Source organism: Pseudomonas putida (assembly GCF_001941965.1).
Classification (GTDB): domain Bacteria; phylum Pseudomonadota; class Gammaproteobacteria; order Pseudomonadales; family Pseudomonadaceae; genus Aquipseudomonas; species Aquipseudomonas putida_L.
The window spans coordinates 68,590-87,878 of sequence record NZ_MKZO01000012.1 but is presented as its reverse complement, the minus strand read 5'-3'; the positions used below and the strand labels follow the sequence as shown (position 1 = coordinate 87,878).

Here is a 19,289-nt window from a genome sequence, read left to right as displayed (position 1 = left end):
ATGTCCGAACATACCCTGCAAGCACTGCTGGCGCGCATGCGCGACAAGCCGGTCACCCTCGGCTGGGGCGCCATCGCCGCCTTCGGCCGCGACCGTATCAACCACCTGCTGCGCCATCAATACGTCAGCGGACTCAGCGATTTCCGCCTGATGCCGCCGTTCAGTGGCACGGTGTCGCTGACCGACGAGCAAAGCATGCTCGCCACCTTCCGCAACCTGACCTTCGGCGCGCCGCAGATTTCCTTCGAACCGGCTGCGTTGCCCATGGCCCGGGTCAGGCTGTCGGTCGGGGTGATCGGTGGCAGCTTCAGCCTGGTGCAGAACCTGATGGACAGCATGCCGCGGCTGCTGACCTGCTTCGATTTCAGCGAAGCCGACGGCTTCACCCTGGCCATGGACCTGGACCTCTCGACCCTGGTCGGCGATGTCGACCACCGCGGTCGCTTCGTCCTCGACCTGGAAAAGGGTGAAAAACCGCTGTGCAACGTTCTGGTCGAAGAACGGGCACAGAAAACCATGGGCGCGCTGCTGCTCGACTTCATCAAGGGGCAACCGCGCAGCCGGCGCATCTTCGAGATGGGCTTGATGGACCTCAATGGCTACAACCCCTTGAGCCCGAGGGAATTCCATGTGTACACCCAGCCGGCGCCCGGTTCCACCGACGGTGACGGTGCGCTGCTGCTGTTCACCCGGCTCAAGGGCATCGACAGCAACGGTGGCGAACCGGCACACAACGATGATTTCCCCTACCTGATCCCCAGTGACATGAGCAAGGGTGGCGAGCCCCTGTACAACGCGTCGCTGGTGCTGAATGCGGAGCTGCGCGAATGGGTCGGCGAGCGTCCATTGGAAATGATCGAGCGCCTGGGCTTCCCGGCGCGCAACCTGTTCAGCGAAACCGCCGACGGGCGTCATGAGCCGCACGACCTGCTGGTGCTGGGCAACATCCAGCCGGCGCAGCAGAGCGCGGTGATCGAGCCGTTGCTGGGGGCGGTGAAGCCGGGCCAGGAGCGCCAGTTCCGGGTGCGCGCTGCCGATGGCAGCCTGGTAACGGATGTGCAATGGAGCACCCGCAGCCTCGGCAGCCCGATCTCCGCGGGCAGCATCAGCAGCAGCGGGCTTTATACCGCGCCGGCGGAAAAGCGCATGGGCCAGGACAGCGTGCCTGCGGTGGTCACGGCCAAGTACAGGATCGATGGCCAGCCCCATGAAAGCTCGGCCATGGTGCTCGGCCGTTTCGAACTGATGAGCGTACAGCCGCGGGCGCAGTCCCTGCTCAGCGGGCGTGAGCCGGTGGATATCCATGTATCGAGCCAGAGTGGCGGCGAGCTGGAGTGGACGCTGCTCGCGCCGGGCATCGGCAGCCTGCAGGTGCAGGGCCCGGGCCACGCGGTCTACACGCCGCCGGACAAGGTCGATACGCTGATCAATGTGCAGAAGATCCAGTGCCGCGACAAGCTGAGCGGCGAGACCATCGAGTCGACCATGATCGTGCTGGGCGGCAGCCCGGGTGCGCTGGTGGAGCCGGTGTACGTGCCGTCCGTCGCCCGTGGCCAGACGGCGTCGTTCAGCACCGATATCGAGGCACAGTACCAACGCTGGAGCGTGATCGGCGAAGGCAGCGTGGACGCCCAGGGTGTATTCACCCCGCCAGACCAGGCCACCTCGGTGATCAGCCTGGTGCTCTGCCAGCTGGTCTATGACGACAGGGTCCTGGCCACCGGCTACGCGGTGGTGCAGTTGTCGGCCCGCAAGGAACTGCCGCCCTGGTCGCAGCTTGAGACCTTCAAGATCAGGGCGCCCAACAACCTGACCCGCGCCTATGCCAATGGCTACCAGCAGATTCCCCTGGTGGTGGAGGTGGAGACCACGACCGTCGATTTCGATGGTGAGAAGTACGAGGTGCCCCTGGACGATGCCGAGGTCGCGTCGATCCGCCTGGTGGACATGTACACCGGCGACGACATTGGATTTCTCGCTGACGAGCAGGAAGGCATCGAGCACGGCAGTGGTCAAGTGAGCTTCACCCACAAGTACGCCAACCGCTTCGCCCTGTTCCCCGCCACGGCGGCCGGTCCGCTGCAGCGCCAGCCCGTGCCGGTGCCGCGCAACGGCAAGACGCGGTATCGCGAACTGTACCTGCATACGACGGTGCGGGACACGGAGAAGTTCTTCGTGCGTTTCACCGACAAATTCGGCGGGATCTGGGAGTCCACGGATAAAGGCGTCGAGGACACCAGCATCGAGCTGACCGGAGTTCCTCCACCCTTCGTGGATCCGGTGGTCGGTCCGGGCCATGACTTCGACATCGTGCGCGATCGGGTCTGGCAGGGCCCTCCCGGCGGTGACGATCCCGGCAGCGACGACGATTTCACCTACTACATGGATTCGCTGGACTACTGGTACATCAACTACCAGAGCCTGGGCCGGCCAGTACCTTTCGCCACCCTGCAGATCGAGGAAAACTGCTCGACCATGCAGTGGGAAAGCGAGCAGATGGCCGAGACCTTCTTCAGCTACACCGGCTACGCCTTTTATCCGTACCCATTCTCCGGCTACGACGAGCCGCCGCCCCGGCTGTCATTCGACACCTATTTCCAGAGGCTGGGACGCGAGGCGTTGGGCACGCCGATCCGCGAGGAGTTCGAAGGTGACTTCACGCCGTCTCCGGGCCAGTTGCTGGTGAGCAACCACCGCGTGGCGGACATGCGGTACTGGTACGACGACATGGCCGAAGGCGATCCGAACAAGCGCTTCCGCGAGAAGCTGGACAAACCGGTGATCTTCGTCCTGCTGGATGTGTATGGCAATCGCCATCGGCTGGCGGTGGGCTACGAGTCACCGACAGAGGAGGACAGCCGCAACACGCTGGTCCTCAAGATCCAGTAACCGCTCTGCAATCCGGGCGGCGCGGGCCAGCGACCGGGGCCCGCGCCGTCTGCTCTCTCTCCGTTGGGGACCAAAGACCATGACCACTTCTTCCGCCGTGCATTCCAACGCCTTCAATTTCATGAGTTTCATGAACAACAGCGTCGACCCGCGGACCGGGCAGTACACGCTGTCGATCGACCTGCCCGAGCTCAAGGCCAATGCCCTGATCGGCCCGAATGTGCCGATCAAGCTCGACTTCAATCCGCTCAACCTGCTCGACAGCGGCTACGGCCTGGGCTGGAACCTGCGCCTGAGCGAGTTCAACCCGGTCACCAGCATGTTGTCGCTGCATACCGGGGAAAGCTACAAGGTCACCGGTGATGGCCAGGAACCGTCGATCAAGGAGAAGAAGCTCGACACCTTCCGCTTCTTCGACGAGGGCAACGGCGTCTGGCGCATCGTGCACAAGAGCGGCCTGGTGGAAGTGCTCAAGGAGCTTGGCAGCGGCTCGCGGCGCATCGCCCTGCCCAGCGAGATCCTGGCGCCGAGCGGGCATGCGGTCAAACTGAGCTACGCGGTGTTCGAGACGACCCATCGCCTGGCCAGCATCGCGGATGCCAGCGGCGAGTTGCTGCGCCTTGTGCGTGACAGTTCCGAGGTCAAGCTGCTGTTGCCGCCGTTCGATGACAAGCCGCTGTCGCGCTTCGTGATGAAGCTGAGTGGTGGCCGGGTCAGCGAGATCGTGCTGCCGGTGCCGGAGCTGGCGTCCTGGCGCCTGACTTACGAGACGGTCCGCGGTATCAGTTGTATCAAGTCGGTTGGCACGCCGCTGGGCGGCAGCGAAACCCTCGAATACCTCGATGGTGGCCATGCCTATCCGGGCAGCACCGGCCGGCCCAATCTGCCGCGGGTGACCCGCCACACCATAGTGCCTGGCCCGGGCCTGGCAGCGCAGGAAACCACCTACACCTACACCACCGAGAACTTCATCGGCAACGGCTCCTCGATCAACTGGCAGGACGATGGCCTCGACCAGTTGTACAAGGTCGACTACACCTACGACTACGGTTCGGTCGCCAGCCACGTACTCGATGGCAAGGTGGTGCGCACGGTGAAGTACACCTTCAACCGGTTCCACCTGATGACCGAGGAACAGACCCAGCAGGGGCGTTGCGTGAAAACCGTGACGACCGCCTATCATGCCCTGGACACCGCCTTCGATAACCAGCCGGCAAACTTCCAGTTGCCACGCTCGGTGCAAACCCGCTGGTCGATCGACGGCGAGCCGAGCCGGCACCGCACCGAGACCCAGATCAGCGAATTCGACCTCGATGGCAACCCGACCCTCGAAGTCCGGCCCGACGGTGTAAGCACCAGCAGCACCTGGTACAAGGCGGCAGGGGAGGACGGTTGCCCCGAGGATCCGGATGGCTTCGTCCGTCATCTCAAGGAGCAGGTGGTCACGCCGGCGCCGGATGGCGCCTGCGATGCGCCGGTGCTGCGCACCCAATACCGCTACGTTCGCCTCGAACCCCTGGCCTCGGTGGCGAAGAACGCCTGGCTGGCGCTGGAGAGCGAAACCCTGAGCGACGGCGCGACCGTGCTCAAGGAAACCCGCCACGAACATTTCGACAAGCCGGACGATGCCAGCCTGCACGGACGCATCGCCAGCGACAGTGAAACCTGCAATGGCCAGCCGACCTTCACCGACTATGGCTACCAGGTGCTGGCCACGGAGGGCGTGCTGCAAACCACCGAGACCCTGACCGGCTTCGATAAGACCAGCAAGACCCTGGTGCTCCAGCACGCCTTGCTGATCGGCGAGCCGGTGCAGACCCACGACGATGACGATGTGGTGATCCGCTACAGCTATGACAGCCTGCGCCGGGTCACGTCCGAAACCGTGGCCCCGGATACCGACTACGAAGCCACCCGCCACTATGCCTACACCCTGGCCCGGCTTGACGGTCAGCGGGCGGTCCAGGTGATGACCGATGTCAAGAACGTCGAAACCCGGACCACGGTCGATGGCCTCAACCGCCCGATTCTGGAGGAGCGTCAGGACGTCGACGGTGCCGACGACGCCGAGATTGCCTGGCGCACCACCTATACCGCGCGTTTCGACGGCCTGGGGCAGAAGGTCGAGGAGTGCGAGTTCGATTGGTTGCTGCAGGAGCAGTTGCCGCTGGAGCACCACTTTACCTATGACGATTGGGGGCAGCAGCGCAGCGACACAGGGCCGGACCAGGTGGTGGTGTTCGAGGAGCACGACCCCATCGGCAGTACCGACTGGACCGGGCCGATCAGCCGGGCCTGGCGTGAAAGCATCGACGGCGAGCAGGTCAGCGGGCAGACCGTGACCCGCGTCAACCTGTTCGGCAAGCCGGCCCGGGTCGAGCGCTTCGATACCGAGGCCGAGCCGGTGCGGATCAGCCTGCACGAATATTTCTATGACGGCCTGGGCCGGACCCGACGCGAGGTGGACGGTCGGGACCAGACCACCCTCTACCATTACGACGCCTTCGACCGTCTGGTCGAGAACGTCCTGCCTGGCCTGGCGGTGGTTCGCCGGCGCTTCGTCACCCACAGCGATGAAGACCTGCCGACCCACATCAGCGTCGATGAGGTCGAGCTTGGCCAGCAGGACTTCGACGGCCTGTCGCGGATGACCCGCTCGGTGACCGGCGGCCGCGAACGCCTGTTCACCTACAAGCCGGGGCGCATGCAGCCGGCCACGGTGACCACCCCGGCCGGCGCGGTGATCGCCTATGAGTACCTGCCGCAACTGGGCGATGAGCCCATGCGTCGCGAGCTGTCGCCGGAGGTGGCGGCCGACTATGTGTACGACAAGAAGAACGCCCGCCTGCTCAGTTGCACCGAGCTGGGCCAGTCGCTGGTGCGCGAATACTTCAGCACCGGCGAACTGAAAAGCGAGACGCGCAGCGAGGATGGCCAGGAGTACGCCATGCACTACGCCTACAGCCTGCGCGGGCGCTTGCTGAGCTATACCGATGTATTCGGGCAGACCCAGACCTACGAGTACGATACGGCCGGCCGCCTGATGTGTACCGTGCTGGGGTCCACCAACTCGACCTTCCACTATGACGGCCTGGGGCAACTGGAGTGCATCAAGACTCACGATAACGCCGAGCAGCTGCATGTGCAGATCGGCTACGACGACTTCTCCCGGGAGATCTCGCGCTGTTTCGACTTCGGCGACCTGACCCAGCACCTGACCCAGGAGTGGAACGCGGTGGATCGCCTGACCAAGCGCATCCACCATGAGGGGGAGACGCTGGTGCGCGAGGAGCGCTACGGATACGACGAGCGCAATCGCCTGACCGACTACCAGTGCGATGGCTCGCCGCCGCTGGACGCCTACGGCCAGGCGGTGCAGGCGCAATTGTTCCGCTTCGACGGAATGGACAACATCACCCGGGTCATGACCGTGTTCCCCGGCGGTCAGAACCGTGCCGACTACCACTACGACAACCCCGCCGATCCGACCCAACTGACCCATGTGATCAACAGCGATGAACCGTATCCGCAGCGCATCGATCTGGAGTACGACGAGGACGGCAACCTGGTGCGCGACGAACAGGCCCGGCAGTTGAACTACGACGCCCTCGGGCGCCTGCTCGGGGTTGGCGACGGCAATGGCGCGCTGTCCGGTAGCTACCGCTACGATCCACTCGACCGCCTGGCCAGCCTGTCCGGTGCCCAGGGCGCCGAGCAGCGCTTCTACCGCGAGGAGGAGCTGGCCAACCTGCTCCAGGGCGAGCAGGGCAGTACCTTCATGCGCGGCGCAGGCAACCTGCTGGCGGAGCACCAGGCCGGCGACATCAGCCTGCTGCTGGGCTGCGACCAGAAGAACAGCGTGCTCAGCGAGCATGTGGCCGGCGAGGGTATCACCGACATGGTCTACACCGCCCACGGCCATCGCAGCACCCGGGTGCAGGCCCGCCTGGCCTTCAATGGCGAACTGGACGAGGAGGCGGGGGGGCAACTGCTGGGAAAGGCTACCGGTTCTACCGACCTGTCCTGATGAAGTTCTGCAGCCCTGACGAATGGAGCCCGTTTGGCCGCGGAGGCCCGAATGCCTATGCCTATTGCAAGGGCGATCCGGTGAATGCGAGTGATCCGACGGGGCATAACGTCTGGTATCTGGGCGGTGCTCTGCTCGCGGGCGCCTTCACGGCCTATGCCAGTATCATGGCCGCCACGAAGAAGGGGCGTGCCCAGGCCGACTGGAGCATCGTGGCTGCATTTTCCGGTGTGATGGCCTTGGGATTGGGGTACTCGGCCTACAGGGCGAAGGGGAACAGCAAATACCCGTCGGCGCCCGGCGACGCTCCGGAAACGCCGGTGAACGGCAGTATCAAGCAGAGTATCAGCAGCAACACTTCGGCCAAGCAACAGGCCAAGGAACTGCAGTCGATGAAGGAGGCGAGCAAGCTGTACGAGAGCCGTGAGAGGCATGAAGCATTTCTCGAGAATGCCCACAAGCAGCCGTCGAAATCGTCGAAGCTGGAAAGCTACACGCAAGGGCTGACCGATAAGAACGGTATACCGCTGCCGGGGCGACCACGTGTCGAAGACATTCGTGATCCCGTTGGGCATCGGAAGTCCTGATATCAACGTTCAAGCCCGTGAGCCTGCCTGGCTTGACCTCCACACCCTCCCTTCGTGGCCGCCCTTCGGGGCGGCCTTTTTCTGCCCCTCGCGCCGGGTGCACCTGTTATTTCTGTCAGTTACGCCAATCCATCCGGGGGTATTAAATGGCCCCACGGCTGTTCGTTCCGGAGCGGCATCCGCCGTGTCAGCGAATGGCTGGACACATGGAGAGGGGTGACCACTATGTCACAGTCAGAACAGCAACGAATCGCAGAGCAGGCGCGCAGGGACTACCGCAAGGCACAAATGGACCGGCGTAACGAAACGACGGACCTGCCGCCGGTGACGCTGGCCCCCGGGGTGATCGCCGACGCCAACGACAATACCCTGTTCAGCAGTGCCCGGCAGGCGCCACTGGCCGTTACCATGCAGGCCTGGACCCTGCCTGACCCGGCCGATCCGGAGGACCGTGAGCGAGTGTTCATCCAGTGGGCACCCGCTGGCACCACCCACTACGAAACGGTCGACGAGATCGAACTGGCGCCGCCGTTCCTCGCGCACTTTCCGCTGACCCGGCACGTGCCGGTCGAGGTCATGCAGGCGGATGGCGCCTGGGATATCACCTACCGGATCATCCACTACAACACCACCACGGAGACGTCGCCGGCGCTCACTGTGCTGGTCGACGCCTCCGAGCCCTGGCGCCCGCACGAGCCGCCGAAGCTGATCATGCCCGATGGCTTCATCAGCGAGCAGACCCTGACCGACAACCCCGATGGCATCACCGCCACCCTTCCGGAGTACGGCGACCGCCAGCCAGGTGATGAACTGATCTACTGGTGGGCGACTTACCCCATTCCCGACGACCCGATGGATGTACCGATCGGCGGGCGTTTCGCTGTGACGGGCGAGCCGATGACGTTCAAGGTCAGGACGGATCTGATCCGCGAGGTGGGGGACGGTGGCTGCTACATAACCTATATGCTGATCGACAAGGCGCTGAACCGCAGCCGCCTGGCCGTCTACCAGCCGGTGGCCGTTGCCCTGGGCACCCTGCCGGCCGACCTCGAGCCGCCGACGGTACCCTTGGCCGAGGGCGACAACCTGATCGACATGGCCGATGCCGGGATCGGTGTGGTGGTGAACATTCCCGGCTACGTCGGCTGGAAGCCGAAAGACCGCGTCGAGGTGAAGTGGGGCAACAGCCTGGTGACCGCGGAGGAGTTGGGCTCGGTCCCGGTGTTCCCGGTGCCGGTGCGGGTACCGTCGGCCATTCTCAAGGCCGAGTACGGCACCGCCGTGGGCGAGCTGGAAACCAGTGTCAGCTACAGGATCCTGCGCGGCACCGTGCCGTTCGATGCGCCGGAGATCAAGATCAACGTCGACTTCTCCCATATCGGTCCGCCGCGGCCCGACCCGGACCTGACCTGGCCCGACCCGGTCAATCCGGCCCTGGGCCAGCTCGATACCTATGGCAAGGTCTCCGAGCAGTTCAACGAACTGACCCCCGCGGACAACGGCGAGCCGGCCAAGCAGAACATCATCCTCTACGCACCGGCGGTGAAGGACGAGATCATCGAGTTCTACTGGGGTGATCGCCTCGGCTACACCTACGTGCTGCAGGGTTTCGAAGAGCCAGGCTCGGAGATCGGCGTGGAGATTCCCTGGGAGATCATCCAGGACGTCGGCAATGGCCCCGCCGTGCCGGTGCATTACCGCATCAGCGCGCCAGGCGGGAACAACAAGCAGCATTCGAAGACCTACCACGTGAAGGTCGACGCCTTCGTCCTGACCCCGGAAGCACCGGAATACCTGGGGGTCAGCGCCGACAGAGGCTGGCTGCTCTGCGAGTCGCTGTTCGAGGACTTCGCCAACCCCCATCCGGACGAGCCGGCGGTGCGGGTGAGAATTCCCGACCTGAGCAAATGGCTCAAGGACGGTGATAGCGTGACCGTGACCTGGACACCCTGGGACAGCCGTTTCGCCGACACCGGTGAGATCATCGAGGACGCGATCTTCACCGAGGACTACATCATCGGTACCGAGCATCCGGCCACCGGCTTCGTCATTCGCGTGCACCCCTACGACAAGCACATCCTGCCGACCTATAACCCGGACGGGGGCAAGATCGACGGGCGGGCCTACACCAAGTATTCCTTCCAGTTGAATGGTGTACCGGTGACATCCCTGGAAGTCGTGGCGACCGTTTCCATGCACCTGCCCTCGGGCTACTGCCCTATGCCTGAGCGCAAACGCGTGCCCTAGCAGGCCGGGTTACCTCGCGCCCGGGGCATTCGGCGGGCGCGGGGCTTGTCATAATCTCTGCTATATTTTGTGGAATTTTCCTACATAAAATTTGGGTTGTCGTCTGTAGTCTCGCCGGCCTTTGCGAAGTGAACCCGGTTGCCCGTCAGCTTGGTTTGACCGCGTCGTTTCATAGCCTGCGAGAGCTTCTCATGATGCCCAAGACTCCTTCGTTCAAACTGCGTCCCCTGGTTCGCATTCTGAAATTCGCCGCCCTCGCGCCGCTGGTGCTGGGCAGCGAGTATGCAATGGCCAGGACGATCATCGGCGATGAAACCATCGATGCAACGACGCCTTCCGACAATTACCTGGTAACCGGCGGCTCCCATCTGACCGCCAATGGTGCGCAGACCCAACATATCCTGACCCAGGATGGCGGCAGGCTGACCCTCAACGGCAGCACCGTGACCGCCACCGGCATCAATGTCGGCGTGTTCCTCGGCAGCGGTTCGGCGGATATCTCGGGAAGCAACATCACCAGCGAAACCGAAGGCTTGTCCCTGGGACGCCAGGGCAGCAACGGCTCCACCGCCAATGTGCGTGACAGCAACATCACCGGTGCCCGCAGCGGCGTGCAGATTTCCGCCAACAGCGACCTGATCCTGGAAAACACCCAGGTGACCGGCACCAATGCCACCAGCCAGGGCATCCAGATGTTCGGCGGCTCGGTCACGGCCCGCAACAGCTCGATCATCGGCGGCACCCACGGTATCCGTATCCGTCTGGACAGCGCTCTTCCCGACAGCGGCACGGTGAACCTGGATGGCACCCATGTCGAGGGTGGCACCGGTGCGGCGATCCTGGTCGGTACGGGAGCAGGCCAGGGCGTCAGCGCCGATATCGTGGTGGCCAACGGATCGACCCTGACAGGCGGCGACGGCAATGTATTGAAGGTCGCCAGCGGCTCGACCGGCAACATGACCGTGGACAACAGCCACCTGGTGGGCAATGTGGTGGCCGAGGACGGCGCCACGGCCAACCTGACCCTGCAGAACCATGCCACCCTGACCGGCGCCCTGGAAAACGTCGCCAGCCTGACCCTGGCCAGCCAGGGCCAGTGGAACATGATCGAGGACGACGAAGTGGGTGACCTGGTCATGGACGGGGGCGCGGTCCGGTTCGGCGAGGCCGACGCCTTCCACCGCCTGACCGTGGAGAACCTCTCCGGCAACGGCACCTTCATCATGGATACCGACTTCTCCACCGGGCAGACCGATTTTCTCGAAGTGACCGGCGAAGCCCACGGCGATCACAAATTGCTGGTCGGCAGCAGCGGTGCCGACCCGTTGACCGACGGGCAGATCCATGTAGTGCAAACCGCCGGTGGCGATGCCAGCTTCTCCCTGCTCAACGGCGAGGTGGACCTTGGCACGTTTTCCTACGACCTGCTCCGCGATGGTGACAACTGGTACCTGGACGCCTCGACGAGAAAAATCAGCCCCGGGACCCAGACCGTGCTTGGCCTGTTCAATGCCGCGCCCACCGTGTGGTACGGCGAGCTGTCGAGCCTGCGCAGCCGCATGGGGGAACTGCGCCTGAACGGCGGCAAGGCCGGTGCCTGGATGCGCGGTTACGGCAATAAGTACAACGTTTCCGCTTCGTCGGGCACCGCCTACCAACAGACCCAGCAGGGCGTGTCCTTCGGTGCCGATGCGCCGCTGCCGATCGGTGACGGGCACTGGCTGGCGGGCGTGCTGGCCGGCTACAGCGACTCGGACCTGAACCTGGCCCGTGGCTCCAGTGGCCAGGTCGACAGCTACTACCTGGGGGCGTACACCACCTGGCTGGATCCGCAAAGCGGCTACTACTTCGATGCCGTGCTCAAGTTCAACCGCCTGCAGAACGACGCTACGGTCAATCTCAGCGACGGAACCCGGACCAAGGGCGACTACGACACCCACGCGCTGGGGACCTCGTTGGAGTTCGGCCGGCATATCGCCCTGGGCAACGGCTGGTTCGCCGAGCCCTACACCCAGTGGTCCGGCGTGACCATCCAGGGCAAGCGCTATGACCTCGACAATGGCATGCGCGCCGATGGCGATACCACCCACTCGCTGCTGGGCAAGGTTGGCAGCACCTTCGGGCGGACTGTCGAGCTGGGCGAGGGGCGGGTGATCCAGCCCTATGTACGGGTCGCCTATGCCCACGAGTTCGCCAGCAACAATGCGGTGCGGGTCAACGACAACCGCTTCAACAATGACCTCTCCGGCTCGCGTGGCGAGCTGGGGGCCGGGGTCTCGGTGTCGCTGGCGCAGAGCCTGCAACTGCACGTCGACCTGGACTACAGCAACGGCGAGCAGATCGAGCAGCCATGGGGTGCCAACGTCGGCCTGCGCTATAGCTGGTAATGCTGCGGGAGCGAGCCGCCAGGCTCGCTCCTTGAATACCCTGGCCTGCCGCGGATACCTGATACTTCTGTCAGTTATGCCCGATCCCCTTCTTGCCGTTAAATGGAGTGCGACACCCGAGCCTTCGGGTACCGATCCGCTTTCTTGAGGAGAGCTGCCGATGTCGACCCCGTTGCAAGAAGCCCTGGTACTGCTCCCGCCACCCATCGTCGACGCCCTGCTCGACGATATCGACGGTGGCCAGCCCAATCTGCTGCATATCGATGACTTGCAGGTGCCGCTGGCGGTCGAGATCCCGGAATGGCTGCACAGCGACCCCTCGCCGGACCATCCCGAGAGCCTGGAGCTGTTCTGGAATGGAAAGGCCGTAGCCACGCGATTCTGGACCACGCCGATCCTGCCGGAAGATCTGCACCTGACGGTGGCGACGGAGTTTCTCACCGAAGGGCAGCAGCGCATGGAGTACAGGGTGGTGCTCTACAATGGCTCGCCCCAGGGATCGCAGCCGCTCATCCTCACCATCGATACCTCCCCGCCGATCCTGGGCGGTGAGCAGGGCGCCCTGGTCTTTCCGCCCGAGGTCATCGACGGCGGCCTGACCTGGCAGTACCTGGAGGCCTGCAACGACCGGGTGGTGGCGCAGGTTCCGGAGTACCGTGAGGTACGGCCCGGCGACACGCTGACCTGGTATTGGGACGAAGAGCCCTTCGCCTATCATCAGGCGGGCTCGCGCACGCTTACTTCCGATGATATCGGCCAGCCGCTGGAGTTGGTCTTCGACGGCAATCTGATTCGCGAGCGGGGCGATGGCCGGCGCTATGTGCATTACGACGTCACGGACCGCGCCGGCAATCCCAGTGTTTCCTCCAGGCAGGTGCCCTTGTCGGTCAGTGCCACGCCGATACCGCGGGAACTGCTGTGGCTGGATGTAGTGGAGGCCGATGGCGTCGGCGAGGAACTGGTGCTCGATCCCGATAAGGGGCGCAGCGGCATACAGGTCGTGCTCGACGCGCAAGTGCTCATCCATCCCGACGAGGAGGTCTGGGTGCATTGGGATGATCCCGGCAGTGTGGCGGACTTCGAGGGCCTGCTGGACAAGGACGGTGATCCGCGGCTCTGCCGGATTCCCAGGGAAAGCGTGATTGCGTCGATCGGCAAGACGGTGACCTTGTATTACGAGGTAAGAGGGCCTGGCGAGGTGCTGCCATCGACGCCGCGCCGTGTCCGCGTCAGCAAGGTCTCGTCCGGATTTCCTACCGTGCAGTGCGAGGGCCAGACCAGCAATGGGCTCAGCCTGGCGGGGGTGCCGGCCTCGGGGGCGCGCCTGACCCTTGCGTTCTGGAAGCTGATGACTACCGATCAGATGGTCAGGATTCTGGTGAGTGGCGTTAACCCCGCAGGCGAAACCCTGGTGCACCGGGCCCTGTACGACCATCGGGTCACCGAGGCGGAGCTGGTCAGCGGCATCGGTGCCGAAGGTGATGTGGTCATCACCAGGGCGTTCCTCGAATCGCTGAAGATCGGGGAAATGCTCAGCGTGAAAGTCTATGTCAGCTTCGACCTTGGTGAGACCTGGCCGTACGAGGCCGCGCCGAACTTTCCGAGCCTCAGGCTGACGCTCATCCCCTGATGCCGGGCCCGTGGCCGACTGCTTGCGGTCGGCCTGGGCGACGGATTCAGCGCAACTTGATCAGGCCCTGGTCGAGGGCCTTGAGCATCGCCGCGCTGCGCGAGGTCACGCCGAACTTGCGGCGGATGTTGCAGAAATGGAAATTCACCGCCGACTCGCTGCATTGCAGGATGTGGGCGATCTCCCAGGACGTCTTGCCTTCGGCGCTCCATTGCAGGACCACGGTTTCGCGCAGGGTCAGCCTGATGGGGTCTTCCGACAGGGTGGGCACGCGCTGGACCGGAGCAAGGGACGGGGCGCTGCCAAGGGATTGGGATGCGTACATGAAGTGAGCTCCTGACGTTGGAAGTGCAGTGTGATTCCTTCGAAAATCGATTCGACCGGGACGGTACGGACACACTTATATCGCCGTTTCTTCATGTTGAAACCTGACAAAAATATCAGTTGTGGAGATTTTGCGGGGTGGACACGCCCCCGCTTTCGATGCGCCGACCTGGTATTTTTTGTCAGTTGTTGCACTCACTCCGAATTGCTAGCGTGGAGGTGTACGAGCAGCATGCCCTGGGAGGAAACCCCATGATCGGAAGTAATGGAATGCGAGCCTGTTCAGCGGACCTGCGCCAGGTACTGGATGAATGCAACTTCAACCATCAACTGGACTTCGCCGAGTTCCAGGTGTTGCACGATGCCGCCGATGCCCGCCTCGATGCGCTGGTACGGCGCTATGGCAATCGCCGCGGGTCCGAGCAGTTGCAGCAGTTCCAACTGGCCTGCGAGCAGATGGCGAAGATGCTCCAGGTGTCGTGCCTGGCCATGCAGCGGGCCCAGCTTTGCGAACAGGAGCGCCATCAGGTGCGTGAGGCCTACGAGTACCAGGTGGCCTATATCCAGGCCTGCCTGCATCGCTCGTTCGAAGGGTTCTGAGCGCTGTGGGAACGTGCCTGCAGTGAGGCCCTGGACAGCAACATAGAGCTCCTGACCGGAGTGCCGTCCCTGATGGCCGTTCCGGTCATTGCTCCATCCCCGTCCGTTGCGGACAATCACTGTCAGTTTTTTCCGCAGCAGGCCGTCCGAAAATGTCGCAGCAGATCTTCTTCGCCCACGCCAACGGCTTCCCCTCGGCCACCTACGGCAAGCTGTTCGCCGGCCTGGCGCCGGACTACCAGGTCCGCCATCTGCCCCAGCATGGCCATGATCCGCGCTTTCCCGCCGGGGATAACTGGCTGCTGCTGGTGGACGAACTGATCCATCACCTGGAGCAGCAGGCCGAGCCGGTCTGGGGCGTCGGTCATTCCCTCGGCGGGGTGCTGCACCTGCATGCCGCCTTGCGCTGCCCGGAGCTGTATCGCGGGGTGGTGATGCTCGACTCGCCGGTGCTGACCCTCGCCGACCAATGGCTGATCCGCCTGGCCAAACGCTGGGGCTTCATCGACCGGATCACCCCGGCCGGGCGCACCGAGGGCCGCCGCGAAGCCTTCGACGACCTCGACCAGGCCCGCGCCTATTTTTCCGCCAAGTCGTTGTTCCGCGCCTTCGACCCGGACTGCCTGGAAGCCTACCTGCAACACGGCCTGAAAAGCGAAGGCGAGGGCCTGCGCCTGGCCTTCGATCCGGCCATCGAGATGCGCATCTACCGCAGCATCCCGCACACCCGGCCGGCATCGCCCGGCAAGCTCAAGGTGCCGCTGGCCATGGTCCGCGGCAGTGACAGCCGTATCGTTCGTGCCCATCACGCCCAGGCGGTGCGACGCATGCCGCTGGGAGAAAACCACAGTGTTGCCGGCGGCCATATGTTCCCGCTGGAGCGCCCGGACGACACCGCACGGCTGATTCGCAGCGTGTTCCAGCGCTGGCAGGAGCAATCGGCATGAGCCACCCCGTGGAAGAAATCCGCCTTGACCTTGGCCATATCGAACTGGCCGCGCATTTGTACGGGCCGCAAGACGGCCGGCCGGTGATCGCCCTGCATGGCTGGCTGGACAACGCCAACAGCTTCGCCCGCCTGGCGCCGAAGCTGAACGGCCTGCGCATCGTCGCCCTGGATTTTGCCGGCCACGGTTACTCCGGGCATCGTCCGCCGGGTGCCGGCTACGCCCTGTGGGACTACGCCCATGACGTGCTGCGGGTCGCCGCGCAACTGGGCTGGGAGCGTTTTTCCCTGCTCGGGCATTCGCTGGGGGCGATCGTCTCGGTGATCCTCGCCGGCAGCCTGCCCGAGCGCATCGTGCGCCTGGCCCTGATCGACGGGGTGATTCCGCCGGGTGCGGCGGCACAGGATGCCGCCGAGCGCATGGGCATGGCCCTGGAGGCGCAGTTGCACCATGAGGGCAAGCGCAAATCGGTGTACGCCGAGCTGGACCGGGCGGTGGAAGCGCGGATGAAGGGCATGGTCGCGGTCAGCCGCGAAGCCGCCGAACTCCTGGCCCAGCGCGGACTTGGACCGGTTCCGGGTGGTTTCAGTTGGCGCAGCGACAGCCGCCTGACCCTGCCGTCGCCGCTGCGCATGAGCGAAGAACAGGCCATGAGCTTCGTCCGCCGCATCGCCTGCCCGACCACCCTGGTGGTCGCCGACGACGGCATGCTGGCGCGCAACACGAGTCTGCTCGAGCAGCTACCCTTCACCCTGGAACACTTGCCCGGTGGCCATCACCTGCACTTGAACGACGAGGCCGGTGCGGCCCTTGTTGCAGACTGTTTCAATCGCTTCTTTGCCATTCCTTGACTTGTAACGGGCAACTGTCGAGGCTTGGCGGGTTTTGATCAGGGAGACAATCATGACCCAGCACGACAGCAGCCCCCTTTCCGTACGCCACGCCGGGTATGCCGGCGGGGTTCGCCGATGAGTGCCGTCCAGTCCGTTCTCGCCGCGCTTTTGCTGGTTGCCGGCAGTGCCCAGGCCGCCGGCGAACTGCCGGTTCCCCAGGATGCCAAGGTCTTCGACCAGCAGCCGGCGCGGGAGCAGGAGCGGGTCTATCCGCTCGGTGCGTTGCGCAAGATCAGCGGTCAGTTGCGCATGGAAGGCAAGGTGGAAAGCCGTGGCCAGGTCAGCTCCACCACCTGGCAACTGCCGCCCGAGCGCAGTGCCGGCGAAGCCTTTACCACCGCCCGTGAAGCCTTGCAGGCCGATGGCGGCTATCCGCTGTTCTGGTGCGAAAGGCGCGATTGCGGTGAGAGCAGCCTGTGGGCCAACGAGATCTTCCGCAATGCGCGGCTGTATGGCTCGGACGAGGACCAGGCGTTCATCCTCCTGCGCCGTTCCGGTGACGACCACGACACCCTGATTGCCCTGTACGCCATCACCCGCGGCAACAAGCGCGCGTTCCTGCATGTGGAGCAGTTCGAGGCCAATGCGCCGCTGGGCGACCTGCTGCCGACCCCGGCTACGGTGCTACGGGAACTGCGCAGCACCGGCAAGCTGGATTACCCGGACCTGGACGGCGAGCCACCCAGGCCGTGGGTGGAGTTGCTGGCGCGCAGCCTGAACCTGGACAGCAGTTTGCGGGTCAGCCTGACCGGGGCCAAGGCGGTGGCGTGGAATGACCAGTTGAGTGCGGCCGGGGTGCGGGCGGCAAGGCTGGAGACTGGCGACAAGCCGGCTGCCGGCCTGCATGTCGAACTGATCCGCTGACAGGTGATCGCCCCATTCGGGCTTGCCAATAACCCTGTGGGAGCTGGCTTGCCAGCGATGAGGCCCTAGCTGGCAAAGGAGTTGTCTGATCTGACGCCATCGCTGGCAAGCCAGCTCCCACAGGGGCCTGCGTCAAATCGAAGATTTATCTGTGTTCCATGAGAGAGGCATCATGCTCAACAACGACCGCCTATTGGTGCAGATCCTCTTGCTGGCCCTGCTCGGGGCCGCCCTGTGGGTCATGGCGCCGTTCATTTCCGCGCTGCTCTGGGGCGCGATCCTGGCCTTCGCCAGTTGGCCGCTGATGCGCCTGGTGACGCGTTGGTGCGGCGGGCGCGAAACCCTCGCGGCGAGCTTGCTGACTACCCTGTGGCTGCTGCTGGTGGCCTTGCCCCTGGTCTGGCTTGGGTTCAACCTCGCCGACCATGTCCGCGACGCCACCGCCTTCATCCGCGACGTGCAGGTCGACGGCCTGCCGGACGCACCCGCCTGGCTGGGCAGCGTGCCCTTCATCGGCGAGCGTCTGGTGAGCTACTGGAACACCCTTGACCAGCAGGGCGCGGCGCTGCTGACCACGGTCAAGCCGTACCTGGGCCAGGTCGGCAACTGGCTGCTTGCCCGCAGTGCACAGATCGGCAGCGGGATCGTCGAGCTGATTCTCAGCCTGGTCTTCGTGTTCTTCTTCTACAGGGACGGGCCACGCCTGTCGGGCTTTGTCCTGCGCCTGCTGGAACGCCTGGTCGATGATCGTGGCGCCTACTACCTGGGGCTGGTTGCCGGCACCGTACAGCGGGTGGTCAACGGGGTGATCGGCACCGCCGCCGCCCAGGGCCTGCTGGCGCTGATCGGCTTCCTGATCGCCGGGGTGCCGGGGGCGCTGGTGCTGGGTCTGGTGACCTTCATGCTCAGCCTGATCCCCATGGGCCCGCCGCTGGCCTGGATTCCCGCCACCGCCTGGCTGGCCTGGCAGGGCGAATACGGCATGGCGGTGTTCCTCGGGATCTGGGGCACCTTCGTCATCAGCGGCGTGGACAACGTGCTCAAGCCTTACCTGATCAGCCGCGGCGGCGACCTGCCGCTGGTGATCGTGCTGCTCGGGGTGTTCGGCGGGTTGCTGGCCTTCGGCTTCATCGGCCTGTTCATCGGGCCAACCCTGCTGGCGGTGGGCTACAGCCTGCTGGTGGACTGGTCCAACCACAGCAACCCGGCGAAGCGTACTTAATCCAGGTCCAGCTTGGCCTCGATGCGGTCCAGATGCAGGTGCATCAACCGCAGCGCGGCCTCGCTGTCACCGTCCTCCAGCGCATCCACCAGCGCCGCATGTTCCTCCCAGGCGCAATGCTCGCAACCGTGCTGCTCGTACTTGGCGATGATCAGCGAGGTCATCGGCACCAGGCCGTTGAGAAAGCGCGTCAGCGGCGCGTTGTCGGCGATTTCCGCAAGCTTCAGGTGGAACTCGCCGCCAAGGCGGATCGCCGTGCAGCGCTGGCCCTGTTCGTGGCTCAGGCGCTCGCGGGCGATCAGGTCGCGCAACTGGCGCAGTTGCCCCGGCCGCGAGCGTTGCGCGGCCAGTTCGATCAGGGTAGTTTCGGCCAGGCGCCGTGCACTCAGCACCTGTCGTGCCTGCTCCGGGTCCGGCGCCGCCAGGCGCGCGGTATGGGCCGGGCGCTGGACGATCACCTGCTGGTCCGACAAGCGTCCCAGCACCCGGCGAATCACCGTGCGACTGACCCCGAATGCCTCGCCAAGGGCCAGTTCGGTCAACGGCGTGCCTGGGCTCAGGCGCTGTTCGAGGATGGCGTCGAACAGCTGCGGATAAATCTCTTCCGCGGACATCCGGCGCCCGCCGCCGGCCATGAGGAAGGGCAGGGAGGTGTTCATCTTCGCTCTCCTG

The 19,289-nt window shown here is 64.5% G+C and carries 13 protein-coding genes; 11 read left to right on the top strand and 2 right to left on the bottom strand.

The window, feature by feature from the left end; all coding sequences use genetic code 11:
• The 6 genes from PSEMO_RS07450 to PSEMO_RS07425 all read left to right on the top strand — a co-directional run bounded on the left by PSEMO_RS07450 (window position 1) and on the right by PSEMO_RS07425 (window position 13,767).
• On the top strand, window positions 1-2,889 hold the full coding sequence (locus tag PSEMO_RS07450) for a hypothetical protein (RefSeq protein WP_075802476.1): 2,889 nt from the start codon (window positions 1-3) through the stop codon (window positions 2,887-2,889).
• 79 nt (window positions 2,890-2,968) lie between these two features.
• The gene (locus PSEMO_RS07445; RefSeq protein ID WP_075802475.1) at window positions 2,969-6,916 is read left to right on the top strand and encodes an RHS repeat domain-containing protein; all 3,948 of its coding nucleotides are present in this window, start codon (window positions 2,969-2,971) and stop codon (window positions 6,914-6,916) included.
• A complete protein-coding gene (locus tag PSEMO_RS07440; protein WP_075802474.1) occupies window positions 6,916-7,503 on the top strand; it encodes an RHS repeat-associated core domain-containing protein in 588 nt (195 codons plus the stop codon). The genes PSEMO_RS07445 and PSEMO_RS07440 overlap by 1 nt, the downstream gene beginning before the upstream one ends.
• 225 nt (window positions 7,504-7,728) lie before the next feature.
• Window positions 7,729-9,750: a hypothetical protein gene (locus PSEMO_RS07435; protein WP_144443554.1), complete on the top strand. Its 2,022-nt coding sequence runs from the start codon at window positions 7,729-7,731 to the stop codon at window positions 9,748-9,750.
• A gap of 194 nt (window positions 9,751-9,944) precedes the next feature.
• Window positions 9,945-12,137, top strand: a complete 2,193-nt coding sequence (locus tag PSEMO_RS07430; protein ID WP_075802776.1) for an autotransporter outer membrane beta-barrel domain-containing protein — start codon at window positions 9,945-9,947, stop codon at window positions 12,135-12,137.
• A gap of 160 nt (window positions 12,138-12,297) precedes the next feature.
• On the top strand, window positions 12,298-13,767 hold the full coding sequence (locus PSEMO_RS07425; protein WP_075802472.1) for a hypothetical protein: 1,470 nt from the start codon (window positions 12,298-12,300) through the stop codon (window positions 13,765-13,767).
• A gap of 46 nt (window positions 13,768-13,813) precedes the next feature.
• On the opposite strand, the gene PSEMO_RS07420 is transcribed toward PSEMO_RS07425, so the two are convergent.
• The gene (locus PSEMO_RS07420; protein WP_081430215.1) at window positions 13,814-14,092 is read right to left on the bottom strand and encodes a helix-turn-helix domain-containing protein; all 279 of its coding nucleotides are present in this window, start codon (window positions 14,090-14,092) and stop codon (window positions 13,814-13,816) included.
• A gap of 269 nt (window positions 14,093-14,361) precedes the next feature.
• Here PSEMO_RS07420 and PSEMO_RS07415 point away from each other — a divergent pair, with 269 nt between their 5' ends.
• From PSEMO_RS07415 to PSEMO_RS07395, 5 genes are all read left to right on the top strand, one after another.
• Entirely contained in the window at window positions 14,362-14,691 is a 330-nt protein-coding gene (locus PSEMO_RS07415; protein WP_081430214.1) for a hypothetical protein, read from the top strand.
• 152 nt (window positions 14,692-14,843) lie between these two features.
• Window positions 14,844-15,638, top strand: a complete 795-nt coding sequence (locus PSEMO_RS07410; protein WP_075802470.1) for an alpha/beta fold hydrolase — start codon at window positions 14,844-14,846, stop codon at window positions 15,636-15,638.
• Entirely contained in the window at window positions 15,635-16,489 is an 855-nt protein-coding gene (locus tag PSEMO_RS07405; RefSeq protein WP_075802469.1) for an alpha/beta fold hydrolase, read from the top strand. Before PSEMO_RS07410 ends, PSEMO_RS07405 begins: the two co-directional genes overlap by 4 nt.
• A gap of 117 nt (window positions 16,490-16,606) precedes the next feature.
• The gene (locus PSEMO_RS07400; RefSeq protein ID WP_075802468.1) at window positions 16,607-17,395 is read left to right on the top strand and encodes a DUF4892 domain-containing protein; all 789 of its coding nucleotides are present in this window, start codon (window positions 16,607-16,609) and stop codon (window positions 17,393-17,395) included.
• 172 nt (window positions 17,396-17,567) lie between these two features.
• On the top strand, window positions 17,568-18,617 hold the full coding sequence (locus PSEMO_RS07395; RefSeq protein WP_075802467.1) for an AI-2E family transporter: 1,050 nt from the start codon (window positions 17,568-17,570) through the stop codon (window positions 18,615-18,617).
• Here PSEMO_RS07395 and PSEMO_RS07390 read toward each other — a convergent pair.
• Window positions 18,614-19,276 carry a GntR family transcriptional regulator gene (locus PSEMO_RS07390; RefSeq protein ID WP_075802466.1) on the bottom strand — a complete coding sequence of 221 codons (663 nt, stop codon included), beginning with the start codon at window positions 19,274-19,276 and terminating at the stop codon, window positions 18,614-18,616. The two genes, PSEMO_RS07395 and PSEMO_RS07390, sit on opposite strands and share 4 nt — an antisense overlap.
• Window positions 19,277-19,289 lie beyond the last annotated feature (13 nt).

What these genes read in the sequence shown, in the direction of transcription:
- PSEMO_RS07450 (WP_075802476.1), top strand. Translation starts at nt 1, where the DNA reads ATGTCCGAACATACCCTGCAAGCACTGCTGGCGCGCATGCGCGACAAG.
- PSEMO_RS07445 (WP_075802475.1), top strand. Translation starts at nt 2,969, where the DNA reads ATGACCACTTCTTCCGCCGTGCATTCCAACGCCTTCAATTTCATGAGT.
- PSEMO_RS07440 (WP_075802474.1), top strand. Translation starts at nt 6,916, where the DNA reads ATGAAGTTCTGCAGCCCTGACGAATGGAGCCCGTTTGGCCGCGGAGGC.
- PSEMO_RS07435 (WP_144443554.1), top strand. Translation starts at nt 7,729, where the DNA reads ATGTCACAGTCAGAACAGCAACGAATCGCAGAGCAGGCGCGCAGGGAC.
- PSEMO_RS07430 (WP_075802776.1), top strand. Translation starts at nt 9,945, where the DNA reads ATGCCCAAGACTCCTTCGTTCAAACTGCGTCCCCTGGTTCGCATTCTG.
- PSEMO_RS07425 (WP_075802472.1), top strand. Translation starts at nt 12,298, where the DNA reads ATGTCGACCCCGTTGCAAGAAGCCCTGGTACTGCTCCCGCCACCCATC.
- PSEMO_RS07420 (WP_081430215.1), bottom strand. Translation starts at nt 14,092, where the DNA reads ATGTACGCATCCCAATCCCTTGGCAGCGCCCCGTCCCTTGCTCCGGTC.
- PSEMO_RS07415 (WP_081430214.1), top strand. Translation starts at nt 14,362, where the DNA reads ATGCGAGCCTGTTCAGCGGACCTGCGCCAGGTACTGGATGAATGCAAC.
- PSEMO_RS07410 (WP_075802470.1), top strand. Translation starts at nt 14,844, where the DNA reads ATGTCGCAGCAGATCTTCTTCGCCCACGCCAACGGCTTCCCCTCGGCC.
- PSEMO_RS07405 (WP_075802469.1), top strand. Translation starts at nt 15,635, where the DNA reads ATGAGCCACCCCGTGGAAGAAATCCGCCTTGACCTTGGCCATATCGAA.
- PSEMO_RS07400 (WP_075802468.1), top strand. Translation starts at nt 16,607, where the DNA reads ATGAGTGCCGTCCAGTCCGTTCTCGCCGCGCTTTTGCTGGTTGCCGGC.
- PSEMO_RS07395 (WP_075802467.1), top strand. Translation starts at nt 17,568, where the DNA reads ATGCTCAACAACGACCGCCTATTGGTGCAGATCCTCTTGCTGGCCCTG.
- PSEMO_RS07390 (WP_075802466.1), bottom strand. Translation starts at nt 19,276, where the DNA reads ATGAACACCTCCCTGCCCTTCCTCATGGCCGGCGGCGGGCGCCGGATG.